Origin of the sequence: Cetobacterium sp. 2G large, from assembly GCF_014250655.1 — a bacterium.
GTDB lineage: Bacteria > Fusobacteriota > Fusobacteriia > Fusobacteriales > Fusobacteriaceae > Cetobacterium_A > Cetobacterium_A somerae.
In genome coordinates this window covers 457620-479055 of sequence record NZ_JACHTH010000007.1, presented here as the reverse complement: position 1 = coordinate 479055, position 21436 = coordinate 457620, and the positions used below count along the sequence as shown (strand labels likewise).

17 protein-coding genes and 3 tRNA genes are annotated in these 21436 nt (G+C 27.8%); 8 read left to right on the top strand and 12 right to left on the bottom strand.

Annotated elements, in window-relative coordinates:
• The 7 genes from H5J23_RS12780 to H5J23_RS12750 form a co-directional block, all read right to left on the bottom strand.
• Positions 1–1020: an EpsG family protein gene (locus H5J23_RS12780; protein WP_185892627.1), complete on the bottom strand. Its 1020-nt coding sequence runs from the start codon at positions 1018–1020 to the stop codon at positions 1–3.
• Positions 1017–1616 carry a hypothetical protein gene (locus tag H5J23_RS12775; protein ID WP_185892625.1) on the bottom strand — a complete coding sequence of 200 codons (600 nt, stop codon included), beginning with the start codon at positions 1614–1616 and terminating at the stop codon, positions 1017–1019. Before H5J23_RS12775 ends, H5J23_RS12780 begins: the two co-directional genes overlap by 4 nt.
• A gap of 74 nt (positions 1617–1690) precedes the next feature.
• Entirely contained in the window at positions 1691–2602 is a 912-nt protein-coding gene (locus H5J23_RS12770; protein ID WP_023051660.1) for a hypothetical protein, read from the bottom strand.
• Between the two features lie 99 nt (positions 2603–2701).
• Positions 2702–3532 (bottom strand): energy-coupling factor transporter transmembrane protein EcfT, encoded by an 831-nt coding sequence (locus H5J23_RS12765; protein WP_023051661.1) that lies wholly within the window; start codon positions 3530–3532, stop codon positions 2702–2704.
• Positions 3532–5220 (bottom strand): ABC transporter ATP-binding protein, encoded by a 1689-nt coding sequence (locus H5J23_RS12760; protein WP_185892623.1) that lies wholly within the window; start codon positions 5218–5220, stop codon positions 3532–3534. Before H5J23_RS12760 ends, H5J23_RS12765 begins: the two co-directional genes overlap by 1 nt.
• Positions 5221–5238: 18 nt before the next feature.
• On the bottom strand, positions 5239–5838 hold the full coding sequence (locus H5J23_RS12755; protein ID WP_023051663.1) for an ECF-type riboflavin transporter substrate-binding protein: 600 nt from the start codon (positions 5836–5838) through the stop codon (positions 5239–5241).
• On the bottom strand, positions 5835–6500 hold the full coding sequence (locus tag H5J23_RS12750) for a M48 family metallopeptidase (RefSeq protein WP_040406063.1): 666 nt from the start codon (positions 6498–6500) through the stop codon (positions 5835–5837). Before H5J23_RS12750 ends, H5J23_RS12755 begins: the two co-directional genes overlap by 4 nt.
• A gap of 183 nt (positions 6501–6683) precedes the next feature.
• Here H5J23_RS12750 and H5J23_RS12745 point away from each other — a divergent pair, with 183 nt between their 5' ends.
• From H5J23_RS12745 to H5J23_RS12720, 6 genes are all read left to right on the top strand, one after another.
• Positions 6684–9635: a glycoside hydrolase family 2 TIM barrel-domain containing protein gene (locus H5J23_RS12745; RefSeq protein ID WP_185892621.1), complete on the top strand. Its 2952-nt coding sequence runs from the start codon at positions 6684–6686 to the stop codon at positions 9633–9635.
• Between the two features lie 116 nt (positions 9636–9751).
• Complete coding sequence (locus tag H5J23_RS12740; RefSeq protein ID WP_185892619.1) at positions 9752–11356, top strand: ABC-F family ATP-binding cassette domain-containing protein; 1605 nt, start codon at positions 9752–9754, stop codon at positions 11354–11356.
• Between the two features lie 82 nt (positions 11357–11438).
• A tRNA-Gly gene (locus tag H5J23_RS12735) sits at positions 11439–11514 on the top strand.
• An 18-nt stretch (positions 11515–11532) separates the two neighbouring features.
• A tRNA-Arg gene (locus tag H5J23_RS12730) sits at positions 11533–11609 on the top strand.
• A 12-nt stretch (positions 11610–11621) separates the two neighbouring features.
• Positions 11622–11697: transfer RNA gene (locus H5J23_RS12725), tRNA-Thr, on the top strand.
• Between the two features lie 155 nt (positions 11698–11852).
• Positions 11853–13313 (top strand): glutamate decarboxylase, encoded by a 1461-nt coding sequence (locus tag H5J23_RS12720; protein WP_023052494.1) that lies wholly within the window; start codon positions 11853–11855, stop codon positions 13311–13313.
• Between the two features lie 55 nt (positions 13314–13368).
• On the opposite strand, the gene mobB is transcribed toward H5J23_RS12720, so the two are convergent.
• Genes mobB through H5J23_RS12705 form a run of 3 tightly spaced genes read right to left on the bottom strand, consistent with a single transcriptional unit; the run spans position 13369 to position 17199 of the window.
• Positions 13369–14454 carry a molybdopterin-guanine dinucleotide biosynthesis protein B gene (gene mobB, locus H5J23_RS12715; protein ID WP_185892617.1) on the bottom strand — a complete coding sequence of 362 codons (1086 nt, stop codon included), beginning with the start codon at positions 14452–14454 and terminating at the stop codon, positions 13369–13371.
• A 25-nt stretch (positions 14455–14479) separates the two neighbouring features.
• A complete protein-coding gene (locus H5J23_RS12710; protein WP_185892615.1) occupies positions 14480–15820 on the bottom strand; it encodes a TldD/PmbA family protein in 1341 nt (446 codons plus the stop codon).
• Entirely contained in the window at positions 15820–17199 is a 1380-nt protein-coding gene (locus H5J23_RS12705) for a TldD/PmbA family protein (RefSeq protein WP_023052497.1), read from the bottom strand. The genes H5J23_RS12710 and H5J23_RS12705 overlap by 1 nt, the downstream gene beginning before the upstream one ends.
• Before the next feature lie 144 nt (positions 17200–17343).
• On the opposite strand from H5J23_RS12705, the gene H5J23_RS12700 reads away from it, so the two are divergent.
• On the top strand, positions 17344–18171 hold the full coding sequence (locus tag H5J23_RS12700) for a mechanosensitive ion channel family protein (RefSeq protein WP_185892613.1): 828 nt from the start codon (positions 17344–17346) through the stop codon (positions 18169–18171).
• A gap of 23 nt (positions 18172–18194) precedes the next feature.
• On the opposite strand, the gene H5J23_RS12695 is transcribed toward H5J23_RS12700, so the two are convergent.
• The gene (locus H5J23_RS12695; RefSeq protein WP_185892611.1) at positions 18195–18953 is read right to left on the bottom strand and encodes a DUF4396 domain-containing protein; all 759 of its coding nucleotides are present in this window, start codon (positions 18951–18953) and stop codon (positions 18195–18197) included.
• A 144-nt stretch (positions 18954–19097) separates the two neighbouring features.
• On the opposite strand from H5J23_RS12695, the gene H5J23_RS12690 reads away from it, so the two are divergent.
• Positions 19098–19847, top strand: a complete 750-nt coding sequence (locus tag H5J23_RS12690) for a hypothetical protein (RefSeq protein ID WP_185892609.1) — start codon at positions 19098–19100, stop codon at positions 19845–19847.
• A gap of 41 nt (positions 19848–19888) precedes the next feature.
• On the opposite strand, the gene H5J23_RS12685 is transcribed toward H5J23_RS12690, so the two are convergent.
• A complete protein-coding gene (locus H5J23_RS12685; RefSeq protein WP_023052501.1) occupies positions 19889–21397 on the bottom strand; it encodes a DUF1846 domain-containing protein in 1509 nt (502 codons plus the stop codon).
• Between the last annotated feature and the right edge of the window lie 39 nt (positions 21398–21436).

Below are 21436 nucleotides of genomic sequence, written 5' to 3'. Positions count from 1 at the left end.
TTAAATTAACCAAGTTTGATAGTTATAAATAGCGTAATCTGTAATAGTGTTATAGTACTTAAATACAAGATAACTACAAAGTATAATAAAAGAAAGATATTTTAAATACTTATTAGATATATTAAATATAATAAAAGGGATTCCAATAAAAATACCTAATCTAAAATAATCTAAAACTCTTAAAATAATAGCAAACCTATAAAAAGAAATAAAAATAAAAAGTGCGAAAATATTTAAATTTAAAAGTATATTTTCTTTTTGAGTGCTATCTTTTAAATAAAATAATAAAATAATGACAAAAATTAATAATTCTAAAAATTCATAAAAATTTCCATGTTCAATAATGTGGCTATATCTATTTAAGCGATCACTTAATCCTAAAAATAATATATTAAGTTTAAAAATAATAAAAGATAAAGGATTAATAATGAAAGATAAAATAAAAAGAAAACTTAAAGATTTTTTTGTAAAACGATAGTTTAATAAAAAATAAAGAGGATATAAAATAATTGCTGTTTTATGAAAAAAACAAGCCAAAGTAACTAAAAGAATATAAGTAAAAAGTTTTTTTTCAAAGATGTATTTTAAACTTATCCAGAAAATAATAATAGCAATAAAATTTCGAATAATAGTAAAATTATGCCAGTAGTAAAAAGTTGATAGATATATCAAAAAAGATAGTGTAGGGTATCTACTGTAGGATATAAAAAGTTTATAAATAATAAAATTAAATATAAAGCTTAAAAAAAGAAGAAAAAAATTGTAATTTAAACCAAGAAATTTAGAGAAATCTCTAAGTAGAATAAAAAAATACTCATATCCATATGGATTTTGAAAATATGGGAGTTCATAAAAATATTTATAAACATGATAGTCATATCCACCAACATTTATTCTAGTTCCAGTATATATAGATAATAGAAATACTGGCATAATGAGTAAAAATTTTTCGTAAGGGTCCTCAGTAAAAAATATAGTATAAAAAAGAAAGATTCCAAAGATTCCAAGAACAAAAATCATACCTCATCAACTCGTTCTTTTATGATAACTCCAGTTAAAGAAGAAAAAAGAGATAGAATAAAACCAAAAAATAAGATTAAGTATCGTTTATCAATAATTTCTATCGAATCAGCTTTTATTATTAAAGGAAAAGATTTAGCAGGATTTTCTAATAAAGCTTTAAATTTAATTTCTTCGTCTTTAGAGGTAGCATAAAGAAGTTTTTCATTTAAAAAATTTATATTTGTTATAACAATAAAATCTAAAAAGTTATTAACTTCATTTATTGGAAAGTCTTTTAAAATGGATTTGCTGACAACTGTATAAATACCATTTCCTCCATTAAAAGATACTTTTAAAGAATCACTGTTAATTAAGCTTGGAATATATAAACCACCACTTCCAGGAGTTATACTTTCGTAGGTTATAGTCTCATTTATATCAACTTTTGTAATTTTTGTAGCACCTTCAGGCTCGATATAACGAAATAAGGCTTTAGCAGAGTATGTAATTGGACTAGTGAAATAAAAATAAGAAGTGAAAATTAATCCGATGATAAAAATAAAAAAAAATAAATATCTATGTGCATTAATAATTTTAAAAAAATCTTTAGACATTTAAACCTCCAGTATCCTTTTTAATATAATACTGTAAAAAATAAAAAAACCTCTTTACTAAAGAGGTTTTAAAATTAGAATGAATATTTTATTGCTCCAGAATAGAACCAGTGATCTTTGTTTCCATCTCCACCTTTATCTGTATTATCATCTCTCCACTCATAGTTAACTTTAGCTATAAGTTCAATATTTTTAGTAATTTTATAGTGAGTATTAACTCCTAGCATATCTCTTTTAACCTCTTTTTTTGTACCATTTGTAGCAACTCTTTCACCATCAATTCCCCAGAAGAAGAAAGGTACAAGTTTTAGATTTCTAGTTGGTGAGTAATGATATCTAAATCTTAATTGAGTATTATCAACATCATAATCAAATTTATTAACTCCACTTGTATCATCTGATAAAGCAACTGATAAAGCGTGTTTTCTATTGAAAGTATATCTAGTTCCACCTTCTAATCTATGTTTGTAGCCATATTTATCACCATTTTTCCAAGGATCTTTTAATTCAGTGTACGCCACAAATCCTCTAGAATATAAACTCCAATTTTTATTAAATGTATATGTGAATTTAGGATAGAATCTATACTCTTTAGCTGAATCTAGTCCTTTATCATCATTGTGGAAATCTGTATATTTTAAACCAATTTCAGGTCTAAACATAAGTTTTCCCCAAAGGTACATATTTTCAATGTAGAACTCTGACATTTCTCTAGTTTGCTCTTTCTTTTTAGAAGTTTTACTTTCATTAAAAACTCTATCAGCAAAACCAAACTTAAAAGCAAGTCCTTTGTCTTTATTAGGTTTTAAAGTAAGACTAACATTCCCTTCTCTAAAATTTCTAGAAGCTCCACCCTCTTCATAATCTTTAACTTTAAATCCAACTTCAATATCTCCACCCATTTTATCTAAATTAAAAGCTAAAACAGATGTATTAACTAATAAAAAAGATGAAAGAGCAAAGCAAGATATAACTTTATTATTCATAACCCCTCCAATATGTCAATATTATGTCATAATTATACTATCTTTTTTATTTTATGTCAACTTTGTGTCAAAATAAAAAAAGACTTGATTTAACAAGTCTTAATTAAAAGGATACCAAAATCCTTTAAGTACATATATTTTTAAATAAATTGATACAACTAGCATTAATCCCATTAATATAAGTGTAATAAAGTCAACTGGAGAGTATTTTTGAGAACTATACCAAGTTCTTTTGCTTTTATGACCAAATCCTCTTAAATCCATTGCATTAGAAACAACTTCTACTCTATTTAATGATGAAAGAACTAGTGGGAATAAAATAGTATTATAATTTTTTAATCTTGTTATAATATTGGCATCTTCTTTTCTAAAAGCAACGCCTCTAGCTTCTTGAGCATGCATTATATTTTTAAATTCATCTCTTACATCTGGAATATATCTAAGAGCTATATTAATTGCATAAGCAACTTTATAAGATACACCAATTTTATTTAAGCTACTTGCAAATTTACTAGGATGAGTTGTAAATATAAATAGCATCATTATAGGGAAAATAGCTAAGTACTTCATCGATAAGGTAAGTGCAAACCAAATTGTTTCAGTAGAAAGTGTTATTCCCTTTATCGTTAAAATTGGAGTAGTAGTTCCCGTTAAAGTTGATCCATATTCAGGAGTTATAACTATTAAAAATAAAGAGTTCATAATAGTAAACATAACAATGAATATAAATAAAGGTTTTATTGATTTAAATGGAATTTTAGCAATATGTAATAAACTCATTCCTACAATAAAAAATGTTAAAAACACTCTAAAATCATTAAATAAAAATACCGATGCTGTCCAGACAAGTAGTAATAAAAATTTTACACTTCCATCAATTTTATGTATTGGAGAGTTTTTATCAATATATAAAGTTCCAGCTCTTGACATTATCTTATCCCTCCTTGGTTTTCAAAATTAATGAAAGAGTTCATAAGCATCTCAGGATCTAGGTCCATAATTTCTGCCATTTGAGATAAAGAAGTTTCTTTTAAATTAGACTTCTCCATTAATTCTTTTTCTCCTAAAATAATAGATGGAGAATTATTTGCTATAATTGTTCCATTGCAAAGAACGATAGCTCTATTAGCATATTCAAGAGCTAAGTGCATATCATGAGTTATTAGAATAATTCCAACACCCTTATTAGCAATCTCTTTAATAAAGTTCATAAACTCTTTATATCTTTTATAATCTTGCCCTGCTGTAGGCTCATCTAAAATTAAAACTTCGGGCTCAAGAGCTAAAATAGCAGCTATGGTAAGTCTTTTTTTCTGACCATAACTTAAAGATGTAACAGGCCAATGTCTAAATTCGTGTAAACCACAAATCTCTAAAGCTTTCTCAGCTTTTTCTGTAAAATCTTTAACTTCCCTTATTTTTAAACCAAATTGCACTTCTTCTAAAAGAGTTTCTTGTGTAATCATATGATTTGGATTTTGCATAACAAACCCAATTTTTTCTCCTCTTCTTTTAATACTATTTTTAATAATACTTTTTCCAAGGAAAATAATATCTCCAGAAGACTCTTTTTCAATACCTGTTATAACCTTACAAAGCGTTGATTTACCAGCACCGTTATTTCCTAAAAGAGCAAGAATCTCTCCTCTGTTAACAGAAAAATTAACATCTTTTAAAATTGATTTACTTTCATCATAAGCAAATGAAAGATTTTGAACACTTAAAATATTATCTTTAAATCGTTTTTCTTTTAATTCAATTGAATCACACCAAGTTTTTACTTTTTTTATATTTTCATTAGTTCCAATTTTAGATATAGGATAGATCGAATCTGTTTCTAAGTTTACGCCAGAATATTTTAAAGCTTCAATATAAAGAGGCTCTCTTAATCCATATTGTCTAAATATATCTTTTCTAAATAACTCTTCAGGAGTTCCATTAGCTACAACTTCACCCTTACTTAAAATAATAACTCTATCAAACTCTTGTTCTAAAACATCTTCGATTCTATGTTCAATAACAATAATTGTTTTTCCAGTTTTCTTTTGAATGTCACAAATTAATTTCATAGCATGCTTTCCACTATATGGATCTAAATTAGCTAAAGGTTCATCAAAAAGTAATATCTCAGCAGGACTTCTCATTATTCCAGCTAAGGATACAGATTGTTTTTGTCCACCAGAAAGTTCTTGAGGACTATGATTAATAAAGTTCTCCATTCCAACTTCTTTTAATGCTTTCTTAGTATTTTTAATCATTTCAGATTGAGGTATAAGGTTATTCTCATCAATAAAAGATACATCTTCCCCAACACTTAAACCTATAAATTGACCATCTTGGTCTTGTAAAACTGTTCCAACAAGGTTACTAATCTCAAAAATACTGCTTTCATATGGTTCAATATTTTTAACAGTTAAAGTACCTTTAAATCCACCCTCTTTTGAAAAAGGGACAATACCATTTAAACAACTACCTAAAGTAGATTTACCACTACCACTCGGCCCAGCAATTAGAACTTTTTCACCTTTTTTTATCTCTAAATTAATATTTTTTAAAGTCGGTTCTAATTGATTGATGTATTTAAAAGTAAAATCTTTAAATTCTACTACGTTACTCATCTATACTCCTTCACTTAATTAATCTTCTATTTTTAAATTTGAATATTTTCTTTTTCTAGCAGCAATTCCAAGAATAATAGGAATTCCTAAAGTTGCAGTAACAGCAAAATTAGTTAAAGTTGCTAAAGCAATTTGAATCCAAACTTTTTGAGCTGGTTCACCATAGAAGTAAACATCTCCAACATAAGCAGCTAATCCTGCAAAAATCATTCCTAAAATAGCATAAAGATACATTTTAAATATGTGAACTTTAGTAACATGACCTGTTTCTAAAGAAAAACTTTTGTCTAAGGTAATTAATCCACCAAACAATCCAATAACAGCAGATAAGAAAACCCAACTAAACCAAACACTTCCCCACATAATCATATCATTTAAAGCGTGTCCAACAAAACCTACAAAGAATCCAACTAATGGACCAAAGATGGCACCAAAAATTGTAAGAAGAGCAACAGCTATTCTAAATGATGTATTAGGACCAACAGGAATAGCAACCCCTGAAAGTACACTATAAAGAGCAGCTCCAATACCGATAGCTACTACACTTTTGGTAGAAAATAGTTCAGTTTTTTTTACATAATATCTGAAGCCATCTTCTCCAATATACTTTTTTATCATATTTTATCCAACCTTTCTTTTCTAACCTTCCAATCAGGCATATAAAGTGATATAAAATTCCAAAACTCTTTTTGATGATGAGGATATCGTAAATGTGCTATTTCATGAAATGCCACATAATCAATACATTCAATAGGTTTTTTAATAAGTTCAATATTCAATGTAATGACTTTTGTAATAAACCTACAAGATCCCCAACGTCTTTTCATTTTTCGAATTTTAAAATTAGAAAACTTTTCACCTATAAGGTTACTATATTTATTTAAAGATATTTCAAAAATTTTTAAAGCATTTTTCTTATACCAATTATAAATAAGAGTTTCAATATTTTTGCTATTAATCTCTTTATTGGTAAATACTTTAAAAAAACCATCTGTAATTTCAATATTATTATAAGAACTTTTAAAAATTTTCAAAATATAAATTTTACCAAGATACTCTATATTGTCTCCATTTTTATATGATTTGTCAACTGATTTAGTTGAAATTTTTGTAACTTTTTCAAGATTTTTTAAAATCCATTCATTTTTAGATTTTAAAAAAGATTCAATAAAAGTGTTAGGAGTTCTTTTGGGAACAGAAAGAGTAACAGTACCATCAGATTTAACTTTAAGAATAATATTTTTAATATTTTTTTTAGTAATTTGTACATTATATTTCATAAATTCACCTTTAGATATCATATTATAAATATTTTATCACAATAGTTTGATTTACGAAATAAAATAAATTAAAAAACTTTTTTAAATTAGTTAATAAAGATTTAGAGAAGTTTCGAGTGTTAATTGCTATATTGTTTAAATTATGATTATATATTAGTAATTTAATTGATATGGGAGGGGTTTATGGATAATTTACATAATCCAAGAGTTTTTAAAATAAATAGATTAAGTGCACATTCAAATCATAAATATGAAGGGTTAAATATAGAGTGGAAAAAATGTTTAAATGGAATTTGGGACTTTTCATATTGTAATACACCTAATTGGACAAAAATTCAAGTTCCTGGTCATATGGAGTTACAAGGATATGGGGAACCACAATATGTGAATACAATGTATCCTTGGGATGGAAGAGAAAATTTAGAGCCAGGAGAAGTTCCAAAAGAGTTTAACCCTTTTGGAATTTATAAAAGAAATATAGATATACCAAAAGATTGGAAAAATAGACCAGTATATATTTCATTTCAAGGTGTTGAATCATCATTAGAATTATATTGCAATGGGGAGTTTGTAGGATATAGTGAAGATAGCTTCACACCGAGTGAGTTTGAACTGACAAAATATTTAAAGAATGAGAATAATGAAATAACAGTAAAAGTCTATAAATGGTGTAGTGGAAGTTGGTTAGAAGACCAAGATTTTTGGAGACTTTCAGGTATTTTTAGAGATGTTTATCTTTATTCAATTCCAGATGTACATGTAAAAGATATGTTTATAACGTCTGAATTAGTAAATAATTTTAAAAAGGCAACTTTAAAAAATATATTAAAAATTCAAAGTTATAAAGAAGCAATAGTAGATATTGAAATGGAACTTATAGATAAAACAGAAGTTATCTTTAAAGTAGAAGAAAAAAATATAAAAATTGAAAAAGAATTAAAATTAGAGTTAAATAAAAAAGTAGAAAATCCAAAATTATGGAGTGCAGAAAAGCCTAATCTTTATGTTGTTAAAATTTTAATTAAAGATACTAAAACAGGAGATATAATAGAAGAGTGTTGGCAAAAATTTGGATTTAGAAAATTTGAGATTTCAGATAAAATTATGAAAATAAATGGAGAGCGTATTGTATTTAAAGGTGTAAATAGACATGAGTTTAATTGCTACAAAGGAAGAGCAGTAACTGAAGAGGATATGATTTGGGATATAAAGTTTTTAAAAGCTAATAATTTTAATGCTGTTAGAACTTCACATTATCCAAATCAAACTAGGTGGTATGAGTTATGTGATGAGTATGGATTATATGTAATTGATGAAGTTAACTTAGAAACTCATGGAACTTGGCAAATTTTAGGACAACCGTGTCCAGAGAAAGTTATACCAAATAATAACCCAGAATGGTTAGAAAATATAATAGACAGAGCTAAATCTATGTTTGAAAGAGATAAAAATTATCCTTCTGTAGTAATTTGGTCTTGTGGAAATGAATCTTTTGGTGGAGAAAACTTATTTAAAATGTCTGAATTTTTAAGAAGTTTAGATAATACAAGAGTTATTCATTATGAGGGAATATTTTGGGATAGAAGATATGATAAAACTTCAGATATGGAAAGCAGAATGTATGCAAAAGTTTATGAGATTGAAAAGTATTTACAAGAAACACCTGAAAAACCATTTGTACTATGTGAATATTCTCATGCTATGGGAAATTCTAATGGTGGACTTCATAAATATACAGAGCTGGAAAGAAAATATCCAATGTATCAAGGTGGATTTATTTGGGATTACATAGATCAATCATTAATGAAAAAAGATTCTTTTGGTAAAGAATATTTAGCTTTTGGAGGGGATTTTGGAGATAGGCCAACTGATTATAATTTTTGTGTAAATGGAATTGTTTACGGAGATAGAAAACCATCGCCTAAAGTTCAAGAAATTAAACAACTATTTTCAGATTATAAAATAAATGTAGAGGAAAAATCTTTTACTATAATAAATGAAAGTTTATTCACAAATTGTTCAGAGTATGATACAAAAATAAAATTATTTAAAAATGGAATTAAAATATATGAAGAGAGTTTAGAATGTAATGTAAAACCATTGTCTGAAAAATCATTTAAATTAAATCTTCCTAAAGTAAAAGAGCATGGAGAATATACAATAGAGGTGTCTTTAAATTTAAAAGAAGATAGATTTTATGCTTTAAAAGGACATGAAATTTGTTTTGGACAAAAAATATATAAAATTGAAAAAAAAGTAAAAGAAAAATTAGAAGGAAAACCAACTTTTATAAATGGTGGATTTAATTTAGGAATAAAAACTAAAAAAATGGAATTAATATTTTCAAAAGCCTATGGAGGACTAATTTCATTAAAATTTGGTGGAAAGGAGTTTGTAGATGGCGTTGTAATGCCAAACTTCTGGAGAGCCTCAACAGACAATGATAGAGGAAATAAGATGCCATTTAGATATGCTCAGTGGAAGCTTGCATCAATGTATGCAAAAATGGTTGATGTAAAAGCTTTAGAAAGAGAAAACTCTGTAGAAATAAGAGCTAAGTACGAATTACCTACAAATCCTAGTTCAGTATGCGAGATTATATATGAAGGATTTGTTAATGGAAAATTAAAAATAAGCATGGAGTATAATGGAGTAAAAGGATTGCCTGAGATGCCATTGTTTGGAATGAGTTATAAAGTTCCAAAAGAGTTTAGTGAAATAAAATGGTATGGAATGGGACCAGAAGAAAATTATATAGATAGAGTTCATGGAGCTAAACTTGGTATTTTTGAAACAGATGTAAATAAAAATATGAGTGAATATGTTATTCCACAAGAGTGTGGAAATAGAATAGGAACTAGATGGGCAGAAATAACAAATAAGATGGGAGTAGGAATAAAGGTTTCAAGTGAGGAAACGTTTGAATTTAGTGCTTTACCTTATACGGTTAACGAAATAGAAAGTGCATACCATCACTATGAACTTCCTAAATCTCACTGTACTGCTTTAAATATAAATAAAATACAGATGGGAGTTGGAGGAGATGATTCATGGGGTGCTCCAACACATGATGAATATTTAATTCCAAGTGACAAAAAGTATTTGTTTAGTTACATAATAGAATCAAATATGTAAAACTCAAGCTAGAAGAGACCTCTTCTAGCTTTTCCTATTTCTCAAGGTAATATTGCTAAAAAGTATAAAGCATGGTATAATAATACGTTAAATTTAATAGAGAATAGGAGAGTAAAATGACTATAGTAGAGTTTAAAAATGTATCAAAATCATTTTTTTCGCAAAATTTATATAAACATGTTGATTTAGAAGTAAATTCTGGAGATAAAATAGCTCTTGTTGGAAACAATGGAACAGGAAAATCTACTTTAATTAAACTTTTATCTGGAGCAGAAAACCCTGATAGAGGAACTGTAATTAGAGAGGAAGAAGCAGTAATATCTTGTTTTGATCAATTTGGAAGAGTTGATTTAGATAGTAAAGTTCAAGATTTATTAAATTCACCTTTTGAAAAAGTAATGACTGTTCAAGCAGAATTAGATGCAGTTTCAGCAGAGTTTACAGGTGATATGGACAACGATGAGAAAATAATGGAAAAATATTCAAAATTATCTGATGAGTTTGAAAGTTTAGGAGGGTATTCATACATTCATGTTCAATCTGAATTTATAGATACTTTTGAACTAAATGATAAGTTAGATAAAAAGTTTAGAGAGTTAAGTGGAGGAGAAAGACAATATATAAGATTGGCTATAACTTTATTTAGTAATTCAGACTTAATAATTTTAGATGAGCCACTTTCATTCTTTGATAAGAAAAAGACAGCATGGTTAACAAATTATATTAATGATAGTCCAAAGGCTTTTTTAGTAATATCTCATAATATAGATTTTATAAGAACTTTTGCTACAAAAATCTTTGATATAGATAATAATAAAGTTGGAGTTTATGATTGTGATTATCCAGCTTATTTAAAAGAGAAAAAAGTTAAAATAGCAGAGGACAAAAAGAAAAATAGAGAAACTGAAGAAACAATAGAAGAAACTCAAGAAGCAATCGAAAAAAAATTAAAGTTATTAGAAAGATGTAATAATAAACATGCTCATGCTGTAATTTTAAGAAGAATGAGAAAAGAGCTAGAAAGATTACAAAGAGAAAGAATTAAATTCTCACCAGAGTATAAGTATAGTTATATTGATGCACCAGAAGATGTAATGATAACTGGGAAAAAAGAGTTTGAAGGACCAATTGTTGTTTTAAAAGATGTAATGAAAGAGTATCCAGATAAGATGTTATATAAAGATGCAAACTTAGTAGTAGATAGAGATACAAAAATTTGTATTGTTGGAGAAAATGGGTCTGGAAAATCAACATTATTAAAAATAATAGCTGGATTAGATAAGCCGACTTCAGGAGAAGTTTTTATAAATGAAAAAGCAACAATAGCATTTATAGAACAGGATACAGTTTTTGAAAATGAAAATATGTATATAAAAGATTACTTAAAAGATAAAACAGGTCTTTCTGAAGAGTTCATAGAGGCTGCTATTGATAATCTTTATAATAATGAATTAGAGTTTAGAGATAAAAGAATATTTATGTTATCAGGTGGAGAGAAAAAAAGATTAGAGATATTTACAAATACTTTAATGGAAACAGACTTATTAATAATAGACGAGCCATCAACTTATATGGACGACTATTCAAGAACAGCAATAGCTAATATGCTTTTAGATTATCCAGGAGCAGTTATATTAGTAAGTCATGATAAAGTTTTAATGAGAAGAATAGGATTCGTAACTTACGATATTCGTGATAATAGATTTAGAATAAAAAATTAATAAAAAATAAAAAAAGTTTGTTGACAAAAAACAAATGTTGTGATACAATTTTTATGTCTTGAGGGATTCCTTCAAGACGTTAGCGGGAGTAGCTCAGTTGGTAGAGCGTCAGCCTTCCAAGCTGAATGTCGCGAGTTCGACCCTCGTCTCCCGCTCCAATATAATATTTATCAAATGTGTCTGTAGCTCAGCTGGATAGAGCAACGCCCTTCTAAGGCGTGGGTCAGGAGTTCGAATCTCTTCAGACACGCCATTTTATTTATAAGCCGCTTTAGCTCATCTGGTAGAGCAACTGACTTGTAATCAGTAGGTGATTGGTTCGACTCCGATAAGCGGCACCATTTAGATTTTAAAAGCACGTAAGTGCTTTTTTTTTTATATTTTTTTATAAATTATAATTAAAATTAAAGGATTTCTTCAACTTAATTCGAATAATTTTTCAGAGTTTCAAATATAAGATAAACTAAGGAATTTTAAGATATAAGGAGGTTTTTTTATGTTACACAGAAGAAAAGTTGGAGAAGAAAAAGAAAAGGAGTATATGTTTACTCCGGATAATTCAACAACACCTTTATTTGGAAGTTATGAATCAGCTCATGTATTACCAAGAGAGAGCATAAATGAAAAAGCAATTAATCCAAATATAGCATATCAATTAGTATCAGATGAGATGATGCATGATGGAAATCCAAGATATAATTTAGCAACATTTGTACAAACTTATATGGAGCCAGAAGCAAAGCAAATAATGGTTGATGCTATTGCAACAAACGCAATAGATAAGGCTGAGTATCCACAAACAACAGAAGTTGAAAAAAGATGTGTAAATATAATAGCGAATTTATGGAATGCTCCAGAAACAGAAGAATATATGGGAACATCTACAGTTGGTTCATCAGAAGCATGTATGCTAGGTGGAATGGCTATGAAATTTAGATGGAGAAAAAGAGCACAGGCTTTAGGTATAGATATAAATGCAAAAAAACCAAACTTAGTAGTAAGTTCTGGTTTCCAAGTAGTTTGGGAAAAATTCTGTGTTTATTGGGATGTAGAATTAAGAGAGATTCCTATGAAATCTTTAGATGAATTATATCTTGATCCAAAAGAAGCGGTAGCAGCATGTGATGAATATACTATAGGTATAGTACCAATAATGGGAATAACTTATACAGGAACATTTGATGATATAGTTGCTCTTGATAAAGAGTTAGAGGAATATAATAAAACAGCAAAATTATCAGTACCAATCCACGTAGATGCTGCATCAGGAGGATTATACTTACCATTTGTAAACCCAGAATTAGTTTGGGACTTTAGACTTAAAAACGTAGTGTCGATAAGTACATCAGGACATAAATTTGGATTAGTATATCCAGGACTTGGATGGGTAATGTGGAGAGATAAGGAGTATTTACCAGAGGAGTTACTATTTAAAGTAGCATATTTAGGAGCATTTGAACCAACTTTCCAAATAAACTTCTCAAGACCAGGAAGTCAAATATGGGCTCAATACTACAACTTTGTAAGATGGGGTAAAGAGGGATATAAGGCTGTACATGAAAAATCAAGAGATGTAGGTATATTCTTAGCAAAAGGATTAGAAAAACTAGGAATATTTAAAATATTAAATAATGGAGAGAATATTCCAATTGTATGTTGGATGTTAAAAGATGATCCAAAAAGAGCATGGACAGAGTATGATTTATCAGATAGATTAAGATATTATGGATGGCAATTACCAGCATATCCATTACCAAAGAATTTAGAAGATGTAACAATAATGAGAGTTTTAGCAAGAGCTGACCAAAGTATGGAACAAATTTCTTTATTACTTAGAGATATGAAAGAATCAATAGATTATTTAGATCAACATATCACAGTTAAAAAAGAGGTTAAAAAAACAGAGGACCATGTAGCAGGATACTCACATACAGAAAAAAGATTATTAAAAAAATAAAATAATTAAAAAAACTGCATCCTTATAAATGGATGCAGTTTTTCTATTTAAAGATTTATAGATTACTAATTTTTAAAATTTCTTTAAAAATTGAAATAGTATCTTTCAGATTTATAGATTTTAAAGATTTATCCTCTAATATTTTATTTGAATCACTCACATAAAATAATAGATTAGTTGGATTACAAGAAGGTGTTAAGGATATACTTTCTTTTAAAATTTCAATTTTAGGAAAAGGTTCATGCTTAAAATCCTCTAATAAAATAATATCAAAATCTTTAAAATAATTTAAATATTGAAAAAAATTATTGTTAACTCTATCTTTTAAAAGGATATAACTATTTTTAGAGAAAAGTAAACTTCCTTTAGCTCCAGATTTTTTATATCTATTTAACTCTTCATCTAATTCATCAAGATTATAATCAGAATCAAACTTAATAGTAGCTACTTTGAATCCAGCATCATTAAAATGTTTTAAAAGCTCTTCAATTAAAAGAGTTTTACCACTATTTTTAGCACCACAAATAGCAACAAAAGGTTTATTTCCCATAAAAATAGAGTTAAACTTTAATTCTTCTTGGGTGTCAATACTTCTCAAAAGTTTTTGACAATCAAAAGTTGTATTGGATAAATTAATATATTTAACATTTAATTCAGAAAGAAGTTCTTGAAGTCTATAATTTTTATCCATGATAGATCTTTCTATTGTGCTTAATGCTGATTTATTATATATTCCAAAAAGAGGATATGTTTTTCCTTTACCATCTTTAATGATAACAGCATCATAATCGTGAGAAATAAATTGTAATATAAAGTTAATAAATTCTTTTGTAATATTTGGCATATCACAAGTTGTAACAAAGATGAAATCTGATTTTGTATTTATAAGCCCTTGATAAATTCCTTCAATAGGTCCAGCATTTTCAATCGTATCTGTAATAATAGTACCTCTAGGTATAAGAAAATTTTGATTTTTATTAATAGAAACCATTAAATTTTCAAAGTCATCTAATTCTTGAGTTATTTTTTCTAAAAAAGTTTTATTCTTATCATATTTAAGTAAGGCTTTGTCTAAAAAATTCATTCTTGAGCTTTTTCCTCCAGCTAAAACTAGAGCATCAATATTTTCAATTTTATTCATATATGTTACCTCCTGTGAGTTATAATTATGATGAGATACTTATATTTTTAATTAGAAGTGAAGGAGAACCAACACCAGATAGATTAAATTTTAAATCATTCCCAATATATTCTATATTTTTTAAAAGATCAAAAAAATTTCCAGCTGAAGTAATTTGATTTAAAGGTTTTGTAATAGCCCCATTTTCAATTAAAAATCCTTCTGTAGCTAGAGAAAAATCTCCCGATATAGAGTTTAATCCAGAGTGTAAACCAGAAAAACCTGTAATTAAAACTCCATTTTGTAATTTGTCTAAAAGTTCTTGGAAAGATTGATTACCTTTTTCTAAATAAAGATTGAATGCTGAAATTCCCATTGTTCCTTTATACCCACCTTTAGCTGCATTTCCTGTTGTTTTAACATTATCTTTTTTAGCAGTTTTCAGATTGTGAAGATATGTTTTTAAAATACCATCTTCAATAAGGTGTTTACATTGAGTAGGAACTCCTTCTGCATCAAAAGGAGCACTACCATAACCATCCTTAAGATGAGGATTATCAGTTATTGTGACAATAGAATTAGCAACAACTTCTCCTATTTTACCTTTTAACTTAGAAATTCCTTTTTGAACAGCTTCTCCAGAAAAAATTCCACTCATAGCTCCTAGAAGATCTGCAAAAGCATCGTTTTCAATAATAACATCATAAGGTTTGCTATCTATAGAGATTGAATTTAATTTATTTAAAGCTTTAGTAACGGCTTCAGTAGCAAGGTTAATAGGATCCATATTTGAAAAATCTTTAGTTACAATATATGCTGAATCATTTTTAATAGAATCACCATCTTGAACTACAACAGCTATATAAGCATAGATAGAGTTTCCATTATGATAAAGATCTAATCCCTTAGAGTTCTTTATGATGTTTTCTCCATAACCACTTCCAATAACACAGTAATTAACACTTTTTACTCTAGAATCTAACTCTAAAGCTGTTTTTTCAGCTTTTAATAAGAAATTGATTTTTGCATCAACTGTAATATCTTTTAGAACTGGATTAAAAGAATCGATTTTTTCATAAATGCTTTTTTCTCCATATATTTCAATAATGTCTAGATTCTCAATAACTTTAGCATTAGAGATAGCTCTTTCTATAAGTGGTAAAATATCCTCTTCTTCAATCGATTCCGTATAAGAATATCCCATTTTTTCGTTAACTTTAACTCTAAAAGAGATTCCCATATTTTGTGAATTACTATAAGTATCAATTTCACCTTTAAAAACTTTAATAGTTTCATTTTCAGAAGATGTAAAATAAATTTCAAAATCATCTAGTTTCATATTTTTAGCAGTATCAAAAACTTTATCTATAAATAACTTTATGTCCATTATCTTCCTCCAATTATAATATCTTTTATTTTAATTCTAGGCTGTCCCACATTAGCAGGGATGCTTCCAGAAACAGATCCACACATTCCTTGTCCATGAGCCAAATTATCTCCAACCATATCTATTTTATGAAGAACTTCAGGTCCATTGCCGATTAAAGTTGCACCTCTAACGGGTTCTGTAATTTTACCATTTTTTATTAAATACCCTTCCATAATAGAGAAATTAAAGTCTCCTGTACTAGGATTAACTGAACCTCCACCCATGTATTTAGCATAGATTCCATCTTCAGTATTAGCTAGCATATCTTCTAAAGAGGAAGTTCCATTTAATATAAATGTATTAGTCATTCTAGATGTAGGAGCATATTTATAAGACTCTCTTCTAGCACTTCCAGTACTTTCAACACCCATTCTTCTTCCATTTAACTTATCTACCATATATCCTTTTAAAATACCTTTTTCAATTAAAAGATTTCTTCTTGTAGGCGTACCTTCATCATCAATATTAGAAGACCCCCATTCATTTGGTAAAGTTCCATCATCTACTGCAGAAACAATATTACTAGCAACTTGCTCGCCAATTTTTCCTGCAAAAACAGAAAGTCCTTTAGCAACACTTGTAGCTTCAAGTCCGTGTCCACATGCCTCGTGGAATATTACTCCTCCAAATTCATTTTCAATAATAACAGGCATTTTTCCACTTGGAGCATATTTAGAACCAAGCATGGTTTTAGCGATTCTCGAAGCTTCTTTAGCGTATGACTTTATATCAATTTCTTTAAAAAATTCAAATCCTTTAGCAGCTCCAGGCCGATATGAACCAGTTTGCATATCATTCATATCAGAAGCAATACTTTCAATTCCAAGTCTGCTTCGAGTTCTTGTATCTTCAGCCCAAGTACCTTCAGAATTAGCAACTAGAATATTTTGTGTAGAGTCGCTATAGTTTATTCTAACTTGACTTATGCACTGGTCATATTCTTTAGCAGCATTATAAGCATCTTTCATAACTAAAATTTTATCATCTTTTAAAATACTTCCAGGAGCTAAAATTATTTTATGTTTATTTTCAATATCTTGTTTAATAAGATTTATAGTAATATCCTCTTTTGTTCCTCTTATAGCTTGAGATGCTTTTTTTGCAACTTTTATAAGATTTTCTTTGCTCATATCATTAGTATAAGCATAAACAGAAAATAATTCTTTGAAAATTCTTATACCAATTCCAAAGTCCTTTCCTGAAATAGCTTGTTCAATTTTTCCATCAACTAAATAGAAAGAATCACCAACTTTATTTTCAACAAAAATTTCTGCAAAATCCCCACCAGTAGAAAGTGCTTCATTTAATATATTTTCAACTAAACTCTTATCTATCATATAGACTTCTCCTTTTGATGTTTTTATTAGAGTATAGCATATGTATTTTTTTTTAGATAGAAGAAATAATTAAGGTATAAGATGGAAAAAAAAATGAAAATATAGTATAATACTTCAATAAATAATAAAATGGAGGAAATTTTTATGGAAAATTTTTTAGGGAATATGTCAGATGAAGTTATACTGTATATAGCAAAATATTCTCCAATGCTTTTAAAAAAAGCGATATATCTGTTAATACTTTATTTTACATACAATCCAGTTAAGGAATTTTTAGTAGGTTCATTAAAAAAGATATTGAGAAAAAGTACTTTAGATGAATTATTAGTAAATTTTTTATTAACAACAACGAGATTAATGGTAATAATTTTTTATTTTTTAAATTTATTAGAAATTTTAGGTTTAAAAACTACTTCTATTATAGCATTGATTGGATCAGTGGGTGTTGGAATAGGATTAGCATTAAAGGGAAGTTTATCAGATGTAGCAGGTGGAATACAAATTTTAGTATCAAAACCTTTTAAAAAAGGAGATTTTATTATTGCTGCAGGAACAGAAGGAGCTGTTCAAAAAATAAGTTTTTTATATACTATTTTAAATAGTGTAGATAATAAAAAAATTATAGTTCCAAATGGAAAATTATCGTCATCAATAGTTACAACAGTTACAGCTAATCCACAAAGAAGAGCAGACTTTTTATTCTTTGCAGATAAAAAGTGTAATATAGATAAGGTAAGAGAAGTACTGTTTGATGTAGTAAATAGCCATCCAGCAGTTTTAAAGGATAAAGACATATTTGTTAAATTTGCAAAAGAGACACCAATAGCATCAGAATTTATTGTAAGAGTTTGGACTTTAAAGGAAAACTTTAGAGATTTAAATGCTGATATTCAAGAGGAAGTTAAAAAAAGATTTGATAAAGAGGGAATAAGAATTCCATATCAATCATATGAAATAAAAAAATACCTTTAAGAGTTATCTTAAAGGTATTTTTTTTACATTCCCATTTTTATTCCAACTTTTACTAACCACCAATTTACAGGATAAGCAGTTATAAATCCACAACACATAGCAATTTGCATCATAAACCAAAACTCAGGAGTTGTAGGAGAAAGACGACCAAGCCAAACAAATGTAACGAGAGCCATCCAACCATACATACCGATTTGCCATGAAGTAAGAGAAAGAAAATCTATTTTAAGAGCTCTTAACCAAATTTTAACACCTTTTTCATTCATCATAGGAGAGATAGCAGCATATTGAAAAGTAACACCAGTTAATAAAGCTAAAAAATAATCTAATGTCCATTCACCAAAAGTATAATTATTAAATAAAGTGAACGGAAACATTAAGAATAACCATGGCCCAATTAAATCAGCTAAAGAACAACCAGCTCCGCAATGAAGAGTATCAGCAACAACTCCTTGCCAAAAGCTTGAATATTTATGATCTTTCGTATTCATGTTATCCATTTTCATATCACTCATATCCATATCTTTCATATCCATGTCATCCATTTTCATATTACTCATGTCCATATCTTTCATATCCATACCACTCATATCCATTTTTCTATTTTTTCCAATAGTAAAATATGCCCAAACTCCAAAAAGACCAGCCCACAAACCATTAATAGGCCAAACTAAATTCATAATAGGCATCTCTTTTTGTGGATATTTTAAAATATCGATAGTAATACTTAGTGCAGAAAGAATACCAATAACGATAAAAAATTTAGAAACAATATTAAACAATTAAATCACCACCTAAAAAAATTATTATTCAGTAATTAAATACATAAAGAAAATATGATTTCCTTTAAAAAATAGAGATAAATAAAGGATAAATTATAAAATTAAAGTAAACATAAATACTCAGTAATGAATAAGGAGGGCTTTATGGAGAAAATGTTAGTGTTATTCAAATATTATAATGATGCAAAACTAGCTATCGAAAATTTTAAGTCATTAAAAAAAAGATTTAATTTTGAAATATTACCACTTTATGTAAAAGAGTTAAGAGTTCCTACAGGAGTTACATTTTTAAGCCCAAGCATGACAATGGATATTTTAAAAGAATATGAGGATGAATATATTGAAGATTTAAAAAGTTTACTATTAAAAGAGGGAGTAGAAGAGGAACTTGTAGTTGAAATAGGGATAAATAAAGATATAATTCAGGAATATTTAAAAAAGGTAGATTGTTTAATGGTAGAGGAAACTGAATATTTAGATGAAGATTTTTTAGATATATTAAAAATTGTATATAAGCCTGTTATTATTGTAAATAAAAATGTATCAACATTTAAAAATATTGTAATAATTTCAGACGATGGAGTTAAGATTAATAAAAGTGTAAATAGTTTTATAAGAGATTTTCCTCAAATAAAAAATGTTACATTATTAAGTTGGAATTATAAATACCAAGAAAATCATTTACTTGAATTATTAAAACGGAAAGGCATTGAAGTAAAAGTAGAGATGTTTAATCAACATTTTAATACTAAAGATGAATTTTTTCAAAAAATGAATGAATTTGATTTTATTGTAATGGGAAATTTAAGTAAATCATTTTTCTTTGAAAAAATAACTAAGCGTATGGGAGTAGAGATAATAGAAAAAGCGGTTAAACCAATATTTATAGGATAAAAAAATAGCAGAGTTTACAAACTCTGCTATTTATATAATAATTATTCGTTATAATATAAATTCTCAGTTGGGAATACTGGGTCTGATGTTACATCAACACCAAGTTTTCTTAATGTTTGCTCGTCACCTTTTCCTAAAATAGTAGTTGAGTGAAGTTGTGCTCCTTTTAACATAGGAAGTTGATCAAGAGCAGCTTGAGCCATAGGGTTAGTTGTAGCTGAAATAGTAAGAGCGATTAACATCTCTTCACAATCTAATCCTAAATTTTTACTTTGTAATGTATTTTTCTTTAATTTTGTAATATCTTCAATTATAGTTGGAGATATTAAGTGGATATTATCGTTAATTCCAGCGATAGCTTTTAGAGCGTTTATTAAAACAGCTGATGAAGCATCTAAAACATTAGACTTTTTACCTGTAAAAATCATTTCATTTGAAAGTTCCATAGCTACAGATGATAAAAGTTCGTTCTTTTCACAAGCTTGTTTTTGCTTATCTAAATGTTCTCTAGCAGCAGTAACTACTTTTCTATCACTCTCTTTTAAATCTAGCTCTTCCATTATAAGTTTAGCTCTTTGGAAAGTTTCTTTATCAACATATCCTTTTTTATATTCACATCCAGTTTTAAAATATCTTCTGATAATCTCTTGTTTAGAAGCTTCTCTAACAACTTCATCATCAGTGATTCCAAAACCTACTCTATTAACTCCCATGTCAGTTGGAGATTTATAGATTGATTCTTTATTTGTTATTTTCTCAATAATTCTTTTTAATACAGGGAAAGCTTCAATATCTCTGTTGTAGTTAACAGCAGTCTCACCATATGCTTCAAGATGGAATGAGTCAATCATGTTAACGTCTTTTAAATCCACAGTAGCAGCTTCATAAGCTATATTTAAAGGATGCTTTAAAGGTACGTTCCAAACAGGGAAAGTTTCAAATTTTGAATATCCAACAGCATTTCCTCTTTTATTTTCATGATAAAGTTGACTTAAACAAGTAGCTAATTTTCCACTTCCAGGTCCTGGAGCAGTAACAACAACAATTGGCTTAGTTGTCTCGATAAATGGATTTTTTCCATATCCTTCTTCACTAACAATAGTATCAACATCAGTAGGATATCCTTTTGTAGCTCTATGTTTGTAAACTTTAATTCCTCTTCTTTCAAGCTTTGTTATAAAAAGAGATGTAGATGGTTGGTCGTCATATCTTGTAATAACAACACTATTTACTTCTAGTTCACGTTCTCTTAAATCATCAATTAATCTGAATACATCCATATCATATGTGATACCGAAATCTCCTCTAATTTTGTTTCTTTCAATATCTCCAGCATAAACACAGATTATAACTTCAACTTTTTCTTTTAATTTTTGAAGTAATTTGATTTTTGCGTTTTCGTCAAACCCCGGTAAAACTCTTTTTGCATGTAAGTCAAATAACAGTTTACCACCAAACTCAAGATATAATTTGTCAAAATTATTAACTCTTTCTAGGATATATTTCGATTGTTCCTCTAGATATTTATTGTGATCAAAACCTATTTTCATGACTCACTCCTTCATTTTTTTCATATTTGTCAGAGCTAT

What these genes read in the sequence shown, in the direction of transcription:
- H5J23_RS12780 (WP_185892627.1), bottom strand. Translation starts at nt 1,020, where the DNA reads ATGATTTTTGTTCTTGGAATCTTTGGAATCTTTCTTTTTTATACTATA.
- H5J23_RS12775 (WP_185892625.1), bottom strand. Translation starts at nt 1,616, where the DNA reads ATGTCTAAAGATTTTTTTAAAATTATTAATGCACATAGATATTTATTT.
- H5J23_RS12770 (WP_023051660.1), bottom strand. Translation starts at nt 2,602, where the DNA reads ATGAATAATAAAGTTATATCTTGCTTTGCTCTTTCATCTTTTTTATTA.
- H5J23_RS12765 (WP_023051661.1), bottom strand. Translation starts at nt 3,532, where the DNA reads ATGTCAAGAGCTGGAACTTTATATATTGATAAAAACTCTCCAATACAT.
- H5J23_RS12760 (WP_185892623.1), bottom strand. Translation starts at nt 5,220, where the DNA reads ATGAGTAACGTAGTAGAATTTAAAGATTTTACTTTTAAATACATCAAT.
- H5J23_RS12755 (WP_023051663.1), bottom strand. Translation starts at nt 5,838, where the DNA reads ATGATAAAAAAGTATATTGGAGAAGATGGCTTCAGATATTATGTAAAA.
- H5J23_RS12750 (WP_040406063.1), bottom strand. Translation starts at nt 6,500, where the DNA reads ATGAAATATAATGTACAAATTACTAAAAAAAATATTAAAAATATTATT.
- H5J23_RS12745 (WP_185892621.1), top strand. Translation starts at nt 6,684, where the DNA reads ATGGATAATTTACATAATCCAAGAGTTTTTAAAATAAATAGATTAAGT.
- H5J23_RS12740 (WP_185892619.1), top strand. Translation starts at nt 9,752, where the DNA reads ATGACTATAGTAGAGTTTAAAAATGTATCAAAATCATTTTTTTCGCAA.
- H5J23_RS12720 (WP_023052494.1), top strand. Translation starts at nt 11,853, where the DNA reads ATGTTACACAGAAGAAAAGTTGGAGAAGAAAAAGAAAAGGAGTATATG.
- mobB (WP_185892617.1), bottom strand. Translation starts at nt 14,454, where the DNA reads ATGAATAAAATTGAAAATATTGATGCTCTAGTTTTAGCTGGAGGAAAA.
- H5J23_RS12710 (WP_185892615.1), bottom strand. Translation starts at nt 15,820, where the DNA reads ATGGACATAAAGTTATTTATAGATAAAGTTTTTGATACTGCTAAAAAT.
- H5J23_RS12705 (WP_023052497.1), bottom strand. Translation starts at nt 17,199, where the DNA reads ATGATAGATAAGAGTTTAGTTGAAAATATATTAAATGAAGCACTTTCT.
- H5J23_RS12700 (WP_185892613.1), top strand. Translation starts at nt 17,344, where the DNA reads ATGGAAAATTTTTTAGGGAATATGTCAGATGAAGTTATACTGTATATA.
- H5J23_RS12690 (WP_185892609.1), top strand. Translation starts at nt 19,098, where the DNA reads ATGGAGAAAATGTTAGTGTTATTCAAATATTATAATGATGCAAAACTA.
- H5J23_RS12685 (WP_023052501.1), bottom strand. Translation starts at nt 21,397, where the DNA reads ATGAAAATAGGTTTTGATCACAATAAATATCTAGAGGAACAATCGAAA.